At 43.9% G+C, this 8,734-nt stretch carries 7 protein-coding genes and 1 pseudogene; 6 read left to right on the top strand and 2 right to left on the bottom strand.

Going from position 1 to position 8,734, the window contains the following annotated elements:
• Positions 1-364 precede the first annotated feature (364 nt).
• From xdhA to ACTNES_RS17600, 6 genes are all read left to right on the top strand, one after another.
• Entirely contained in the window at positions 365-2,638 is a 2,274-nt protein-coding gene (gene xdhA / locus ACTNES_RS17575; RefSeq protein ID WP_441040232.1) for a xanthine dehydrogenase subunit XdhA, read from the top strand.
• Positions 2,639-2,653: 15 nt separating this feature from the next.
• Positions 2,654-3,538, top strand: a complete 885-nt coding sequence (gene xdhB, locus ACTNES_RS17580; RefSeq protein WP_441040233.1) for a xanthine dehydrogenase subunit XdhB — start codon at positions 2,654-2,656, stop codon at positions 3,536-3,538.
• Positions 3,535-4,023 (top strand): xanthine dehydrogenase subunit XdhC, encoded by a 489-nt coding sequence (gene xdhC, locus ACTNES_RS17585; RefSeq protein WP_291810904.1) that lies wholly within the window; start codon positions 3,535-3,537, stop codon positions 4,021-4,023. The genes xdhB and xdhC overlap by 4 nt, the downstream gene beginning before the upstream one ends.
• A 142-nt stretch (positions 4,024-4,165) precedes the next feature.
• Complete coding sequence (yqeB, locus tag ACTNES_RS17590; RefSeq protein ID WP_291810901.1) at positions 4,166-5,032, top strand: selenium-dependent molybdenum cofactor biosynthesis protein YqeB; 867 nt, start codon at positions 4,166-4,168, stop codon at positions 5,030-5,032.
• Complete coding sequence (gene yqeC, locus ACTNES_RS17595) at positions 4,992-5,708, top strand: selenium cofactor biosynthesis protein YqeC (protein WP_441040234.1); 717 nt, start codon at positions 4,992-4,994, stop codon at positions 5,706-5,708. The genes yqeB and yqeC overlap by 41 nt, the downstream gene beginning before the upstream one ends.
• A gap of 6 nt (positions 5,709-5,714) precedes the next feature.
• Positions 5,715-6,374 carry a nucleotidyltransferase family protein gene (locus ACTNES_RS17600; protein WP_291810895.1) on the top strand — a complete coding sequence of 220 codons (660 nt, stop codon included), beginning with the start codon at positions 5,715-5,717 and terminating at the stop codon, positions 6,372-6,374.
• Between the two features lie 250 nt (positions 6,375-6,624).
• On the opposite strand, the gene arcC is transcribed toward ACTNES_RS17600, so the two are convergent.
• Together arcC and ygeW are read right to left on the bottom strand one after the other, a co-directional pair.
• A complete protein-coding gene (gene arcC / locus ACTNES_RS17605) occupies positions 6,625-7,569 on the bottom strand; it encodes a carbamate kinase (RefSeq protein WP_291810892.1) in 945 nt (314 codons plus the stop codon).
• A 220-nt stretch (positions 7,570-7,789) separates the two neighbouring features.
• Positions 7,790-8,692 (bottom strand): annotated as a pseudogene (ygeW, locus tag ACTNES_RS17610) (knotted carbamoyltransferase YgeW); the annotation flags it as partial.
• Positions 8,693-8,734 lie beyond the last annotated feature (42 nt).

The raw sequence follows: 8,734 nt of genomic DNA on the forward strand, positions 1-8,734 counted from the left end.
TGTTTTGGCATGCATATGCCAAAATCCCGAGACATACGGCGCGAATTTATGCGATTAGCATAAATTCTGTGCATCGCGAAGCGTGTTACTGAGAACGGAGTGAACAGTAACGAAAATTTCAGAAATGATAACAAAATATTCAAAAAAGATTGAAATATACTATACAATCTGCTATACTAAAAGAACGATAAAAGCAACAAATTATGCAATATTAAAAGATAATTCGCCTGATGTCTGAAAACGGGCGAAAGAAGAAGCATGGTTCGGAGCCGGACATCAGTCCTGAGGGGAACAGAATAATACCTTGGGGTGAGTCCGGCTTTTTCTATACCAAAAAATAAAAAAGAATAGAGAAGGTGAAAACATGATTGGAAAGAGTGTTCCGAGAGTAGATGCCTATGATAAAGTAACAGGACGTGCGAAATTCACAGACGATATGGCTTCTGCCAACTGTCTGATCGCAAAGGTCTGTCACGCAAAGATCGGCAACGGTATTGTAAAATCAATTGATACCAGCAAGGCAGAGGCTATGGACGGCGTAGTAAAAGTAGTTACTTTTAAGGACGTACCGAATCATTGTTATCCTACACCAGGACATCCCTGGTCAGTAGAGACTGCTCATCAGGATGTTGCAGACCGCAATATCCTTACAGGCAGAGTCCGTTATTATGGAGATGACATTGCAGCGGTAGTGGCAGAGGACGAAATTACAGCCCAGAGAGCAGTGCGGTTAATTGAAGTAGAATATGAGGAATATCCGGTAGAAATCCATCCCCGCAAATCCATGCTGGGAACCAATCCTCCGGTACATGAGGAGAAGAAAGACAACATTCTGGTAAGCTCCAATTATTCCATCGGGGATGTAGACAGAGGGTTAGAACAGGCTGCAACAGTAGTAAAACGCAGTTATAAGACGCCGATCGTACAGCACTGTCATATTGAGAATCCGATTTCCTATGCATATATGGAAAATGGCAGGATCGTGGTGGTAAGTTCCACACAGATCCCGCACATCGTCCGCCGTGTGATCGGTCAGGCACTGGGAATCCCGTGGGGAAAGATCAGGGTTATCAAGCCTTATATCGGTGGTGGCTTTGGAAATAAACAGGATGTCCTTTATGAGCCGTTAAATGCATTCCTGACTATGCAGGTAGGCGGCAGACCGGTGAAACTTGATGTGAGCAGAGAAGAGACGTTCTGCAATACAAGAACCCGCCACTCGATTGAATATGATCTGACAGCAGGGGTTGATAAAGACGGATATCTTCTTGCGAAAGATATGGTTGCAATTTCAAATCAGGGCGCATATGCTTCCCATGGACATGCCATTGCAGCCAACGGACTGACTTCCTGGAGACTACAGTATACCTGCCCGAATATCCGTGGAAAGGCATATACTGTATATACCAATACACCGGTAGGCGGTGCCATGCGTGGATATGGAATTCCACAGGTATGTTTTGGCATCGAGTGCTTTATGGATGATATTGCGAAAGAGATCGGAATGGATCCACTGGAGTTCAGAAAGAAGAATCTGATCCATGGATATTATGAAGATGCTTATCTGAAACCGATCGCTGCAAATACAAACGGTATTTTTGAATGTCTGGAAAAAGGTGCTGCCTATATCCACTGGGATGAGAAACGGAAAGAATATGCGAACCAGACCGGAAAGATCCGTAGAGGTGTGGGAATGTCCCTGTTCTCTTATAAGACAGGTGTATGGCCGATCTCTCTGGAGATCGCAGGTGCCAGAATGACTCTGAATCAGGACGGAAGTGTTGGTCTGATGCTTGGTGCAACAGAGATCGGACAGGGCGCAGATACTGCATTCTCCCAGATGACAGCAGAAGTATTAAATATGGATCTCAGTGATATTCATATCCAGACCATGCAGGATACAGATGTGACACCATTTGATACAGGTGCCTATGCATCCCGCCAGTCCTTTGTAACAGGAACAGTAGTAAAGGATTGCGCAAATCTTCTGAAAGAGAAGATCCTGGCGTATGCAAAACAGCTGATGCCGGAGGAAACAAGAGAATTGCACCTTGATCATGGATGGATCATGGCAGGCGAGGATCAGGCAATGACACTTGCAAATCTTGCACTGGAGAGCTATTACAGCCTTACAAATTCTTCCGTACTTACAGCTGAAGTTTCCGAACAGGTGAAGAAGAATACGATTGCTACAGGATGCTGCTTCGCAGAGGTAGAAGTAGATATTGAACTTGGCAAGATTAAGATTCTTCATATTATTAATGTTCATGACAGCGGTAAGCTAATTAACCCGCAGCTTGCAGAAATGCAGGTTCATGGCGGTATGTCCATGGGAATGGGTTATGGTGTTTCTGAACAGCTTCTTCTGGATGAGAAGACAGGCAGACCTTTAAACGGAACCCTGCTTGACTATAAACTGATGACCATGATGGATACTCCGGATATTAAAGCTGATTTTGTAGAGCTGGATGATCCGGTGGGACCATTTGGAAATAAGGCACTGGGTGAACCTCCGGCAATTCCGGGTGCACCTGCCATCCGTAATGCAGTTTTGCATGCAACGGGCGTAGCATTTAACGAAAATCCTCTGACACCACAGAGATTGATCGATGGCTTTATGAAAGCCGGTCTTATTTAGAAGGAGGGGGATTTTATGTACGATATTGAAAAGTATTACGAAGCCGGAAGCGTAGAAGAGGCAGTAAAGCTGTTAAATGAACATCCGGAAGCAAGGATCATTTCTGGTGGAAGTGATGTCCTGATCAAAACCAGAGAGGGAAAATTTTCAGGAACATCGCTGGTAAGTATTCATGGAATTGAAGAGATCAAAGGGGTAAGAATGGCTGAGAACGGCGACATTTATATTGGTGCCGGAACTGTATTCTCACATATTACCAATGATGAGATCATAAAGAAATATATTCCGGTACTTGGCGAAGCAGTAGATCAGGTCGGCGGACCGCAGGTAAGGAATATCGGGACGATCGGCGGTAATATCTGCAATGGCGCAGTCAGTGCTGACAGTGCACCGACTGTATTTTCCCTGAATGCAATGCTCCGTCTGGAAGGTGGAAAAGAAGGCCGCCTGGTTCCGGTAAAGGATTTCTATCTGGGACCTGGTCGTGTGGATCTGAAACAGGGAGAGGTTCTGACTTATGTGATCATTCCTGCGAAAGAATATCTGGGATATTATGGACATTATATCAAGTATTCCATGCGTAATGCCATGGATATTGCGACCATCAGCTGCAGTGTAGTAAGTAAGGCTGACCTGGCAGCAGGAGTTCTGGAAGATGTGCGCATTACGTTTGGTGTTGCTGCTCCGGTTCCATATCGCTGCTTAAAAGCAGAAGAAGCATTAAAAGGTGCAAAGCTTGATGAGAGCCTTTATGAAAAAGCAGCACAGCTTGTACGTGAGGAGATTAATCCACGAGATTCCTGGAGAGCATCCAGGGCTTTCCGTCTGCAGATCGGAGGAGAGATCGCATCCAGAGCGTTAAGACGTACGATTGAACTTGCAGGAGGTGACAGAGCATGAAAAAGCAGATGCAGCTTGTACATTGTACAGTAAATGGAAAAGAAGTAGAAGAATATGTAGATGTAAGGGAGTCACTGCTGGATATGCTGCGTAACCGTCTGGGACTTACTTCAGTAAAGAAGGGCTGTGAGGTAGGCGAATGTGGCGCCTGTACAGTTATTATCGACGGTGAGACGATTGATTCCTGTATTTATCTTGCAGTATGGGCGGAAGGAAAGAATATCCGTACTCTGGAAGGACTGGAGAAGAATGGAGAACTTACCAGGATTCAGGAAGCTTTTATTGAAGAAGGAGCCATACAATGTGGATTCTGTACTCCGGGATTTATCATGTCGGCCACAGTTCTGCTTGAACGAGGTGAGAAACTTTCCAGGGAGGCCATCCGCAAACATATGGCAGGAAATCTCTGCCGCTGCACAGGCTATGAGAATATTGTCAATGCGATAGAAAAAGTAATGGACGAGAATGCAGCAGATAATGTATAATATCTAAAATAGAAAGTAAGATTACTGCAACTTTGTGGACAGTAATTGCAAAAATAATATTAAGAAAGTTACTGTTTGTACACTGCTTCACAGGAAGTACTTTGGAGTAAGCAGTAACATAACATAAGAGGAAGACGCAACAATGACCAATGTAAAAAATGCCGGAAATGAATTAAAGAATGTCGTAATTATAAGAGGAGGAGGCGATCTTGCCAGCGGTACGATCCACAGACTGTACCGCTGTGGATACCGAATTCTGGTTCTGGAATGTGAGAAACCGACTGCAATCCGAAGAATGGTATCTTTCTGTGAAGCAGTTTATGATGGCCAGTCTTCCGTAGAAGGAGTGCTTTGCAGAAAGATAAACAGTATAGAAGAATGCGAAGCTGTATGGGCAGCAGGAGAGATCCCACTTATGGTGGATACTGAAGGAGATATTCTTAAGAAATACAGACCGGCAGCATTGGTAGATGCGATCCTTGCCAAAAGAAATCTGGGAACTACAAGAGATATGTCAGATCTGACAATTGCTCTTGGACCTGGATTTGTGGCAGGGGATGACGTGGATTATGTAGTTGAGACCATGCGAGGACATAATCTTGCCAGAGTGATTACAAAAGGTGCAGCGCTTACGAATACGGGAGTTCCCGGAATGATTGCAGGATTTGGAAAAGAACGTGTGATCCATGCTCCTGCATCAGGAGAAATCCACTGTATCTCAAAAATTGCAGATATTGTAGAGAAAGATCAGATTCTTGCGTGGATCGGAGATACTCCGGTGAGGGCTTCTCTTACAGGGGTACTTCGCGGAATCATCCGTGACGGATTTACAGTACCTAAAGGGATGAAAATTGCGGATATTGATCCACGTAAGGAACAAAAGAAGAACTGTTTCACAATTTCCGACAAAGCCCGCTGTATTGCAGGCAGCGTTGTGGAAATTCTGCTTTCAGAAGGAGTAATGCCATATGAAACATCAGACAGATTTTCTGGAATTACTGCAGATTGATTATGAGAAATATCCGGTGATCGCTGTAGTTGGCGGAGGCGGAAAGACCAGCCTGATCTATCGGCTTACAGATGAACTGCTTGACAGAGGAAAAAGAGTGATCATCACGACAACGACACATATGGCTGGAGAGACAGAGCTTCCTTTTGTGAGGGGTGGAGATGCTGTTAAAGTGCAGGAAACCCTGGACAGGGAAGGATATGTCATTGCGGCAGAGTATGAGGAAGAAACGGGAAAATACGCATCTCTGGAAGAGGGCAAGCTGGAGGAACTGAAAAAGTTGTGTGATGTGATGCTTGTAGAGGCAGACGGTGCGAAGCATCATCCTATAAAAGTTCCCGCAGAATGGGAGCCTGTGATTCCTGCCTGTGCAGATATCGTGATCAGTGTGATCGGACTGGATTGTTTGGGACAGCCGATCAGCCAGAGTGCATATCGCATGGAACGCACATCGGAATTCCTGAAGAAAAGCTTGGAAGCACCGATCACAGAGGAGGATATTGTTAAGATCGCAACTTCCATCTGCGGACTGTTTAAGGATGTGGAAGAGAGGGTTTACAGAGTTTATCTGAATAAATCTGATATTCTCACAGAGAAAGCTCCTGCAGAACATATTGTGGAGGAGCTGGAAAAGAAGCATACGATAGCTGCGTATGGAAGCCTTTGGGAGGAATAAATTACTTTGAAAATTGCAATGATCATGCTGGCGGCTGGAAACAGCCGCCGTTTTGGCGCAAATAAATTGTTATATGAAATAGACGGGATGCCTATGTACAGGCATGTGTTGAATCAGCTTATACAAGTAAAGAATCGTCTGGAAAGATATACTGATGGTGTTCGGTGTGATCGTGAGAAGAAACAAACGGTTGCGAATACGGATAGCCTGACAGATATAACCTGTGGTATTGTTGTTGTGACGCAATATGATGCAATTGCAGAAACTGTAAAAGAGCAGGGAATACAGGTGTTGCGTAATCCACATCCGGAGAGGGGAATTTCCTCCTCTCTCAGAATTGGATTGAACGCAAATCTGGATGCAGATGCGGTTCTTTTTACGGTGTCCGATCAGCCATGGCTGACTGGCGAAACAATATATGAATTGATTCTGGCGTTTCTGAATAGTGGAAAAGAAATGGCATGTATTTCCAGTCAGGGGAAATTGGGGAATCCGTGTATTTTCAGAAAGAAATATTATGAGGAACTGCTTGCGTTGGAAAGAGATAAAGGTGGTAAGAAAGTTCTTATGAAGCATCTGGAAGATACCTGTATTTATGAGACAAAAAGTGCCAGAGAGATAGAGGATATAGATTATTTGAAGCAGACGGAAATAAATAAAATCTAAAATCTTTTTTGACAGGCTTCAGGATAGATTGTTTATGTAGAATTGAAGCATGAAGAAGATATAAAAAAGTTCTGGCGCAAGGTCGTCAGAACTTTTTTACTAATCATAATTAAGAGTTTTTATGTCGCGGAAGCGACCCACCGCAGGCGGAGAAGTCTGCAAACAGGATTTTTTCTTGTATGGCAGATACATATGGTTTCTTGAATATGTGTTTTGGTAAGGTTTCTATTTGTAGTATCTGCAGGTTAAATTAAAGATGAATTTTGGTTCCGGTTTTTCCCTGAATACCGTCTTTTGCTTTCTCCAGTAAGGTGATCATGGCAGTTCTTCCTTCTTTGGAGCTTGCGAAATCAACAGCAGCCTGAACTTTCGGGAGCATGGAACCCGGGGCAAACTGTCCCTCGTCAATATATTTCTTAGCTTCATTTACAGTCAGGTCATCTAACCATTCTTCGTTCTCCTTGCCGAAGTTTACAGCAACTTTCTCAACTGCTGTAAGGATGATAAGCATATCTGCATCCAGTTCCTTGGCCAGAAGACAGCTTGCAAAATCCTTATCAATAACGGCAGATGCCCCTTTGAGATGATGCCCGTTAAGAACTACAGGAATTCCGCCACCTCCGCAGCAGATAACGATTTTATTTGCATCTACCAGGCTGTTGATCGCATCCTGTTCTACGATCTCGACAGGTTTAGGAGATGCAACAACACGACGGTAACCGCGCCCTGCGTCTTCTTTCATAATGTGTCCATAAGCCTGTGCCTGATGGTCTGCTTCCTCTTTTGTAAGGAATTTACCGATCGGTTTGGACGGATTTTCGAATGCAGGATCGTTTGGATCTACACGAACCTGAGTAACAACTGTAACAACAGGTGTGCGGACAAAACCACGGATACGAAGCTCTTCTCTTAAAGCGTTCTGTAAGTCATAGCCGATATAAGCCTGACTCATGGCAACACAGACAGAGAGAGGAGTGTTAGGCTGGTTTTCGTCTTCTCTGGAGAGAGCAGACATTGCATTGTTGATCATGCCAACCTGTGGCCCGTTTCCGTGTACAACAACAACCTGATGACCTTCTTCGATCAGATCACATAATGCTTTGGCAGTAGTTTTTACAGCTACCATCTGTTCCGGGAGAGTATTTCCCAGAGCGTTTCCGCCGAGTGCAATAACAATTCTTTTTCTTGTAAACATGTGTAAAAACCTCCTGATTAAGGGCAAAGAGGGCCGCCGCAATAAACATTGTGTGCTTTCTGCGACAGCCCTGCCTGCTATACAATATAGTAATTTATTTCTGACAATAATTAGTTTCCCAATTAGAGTTTCTGCTTGGACATGATTTCAAAATCCCATTGCCAAAGGCGGTTTTTAATGGATTTTGACTCGTAACTGTGAAAGTATTAAACAGTTACGATTATTTCATAATTCTCGGAGCTGCTTTTACTTCAAGTTTCTTCAGGATATCCTGTGGTTTTTCGAATTTAGAAAGCATGATCATAGCAGCGATGATGTATGGTTTGAAGCTTGCTTCTTTGTATAATGGGATTCTGTAACGATCGAATACAGAGGCATCAACTTCACCTGTTTCGCAGCTTACACCTGTAATATCAGCTGGCAGGCAGTGCAGGTAAAGAGCTTTTCCGTCTTTTGTTGTTTTCATAAGTTCTTCTGTACAAGCCCAGTCTTTGTGCTGTGCGTTCTGTGCAAGAAGTTCTTTCTCTAATTTATCGATTCCGTCGAAGTCACCTTCTGCATAAAGGTTTGTACGTTTTTCCATAGCTGCAAATGGAGCCCAGCTCTTTGGATATACGATATCAGCATCTTTGAAAGCTTCTGCCATATCGTTTGTCTTTGTGAAAGATCCACCGTTAGCTTCAGCGTTTTTCTTAGCGATTTCTTCAACTTCCGGCATTACATCGTATCCTTCCGGATGAGCAAGAACAACGTCCATACCGAAACGTGTCATCAGACCGATAACACCCTGCGGAACAGAGAGTGGTTTACCATAGGATGGAGAATAAGCCCATGTCATAGCGATCTTTTTGCCTTTCAGATTCTCAACACCGCCGAATTCATGGATGATGTGGAGCATATCTGCCATACACTGTGTTGGGTGATCAACGTCACACTGAAGGTTTACAAGAGTAGGTCTCTGCTCAAGGATACCATCTTTGTTTCCTTCTGTAACAGCTTCCATGAATTCTTTCTGGTAAGCATGTCCTTTTCCGATGTACATGTCATCACGGATACCGATTACGTCAGCCATGAAAGATACCATGTTTGCTGTTTCACGAACAGTTTCACCATAAGCTGTCTCTTATACACATCTCCGAGCCCACGAGACAGTCTGTGATCTCGT

It is taken from the genome of Blautia sp. HCP3S3_D9, from assembly GCF_052063845.1.
Taxonomy (GTDB): Bacteria; Bacillota; Clostridia; order Lachnospirales; family Lachnospiraceae; genus Blautia_A.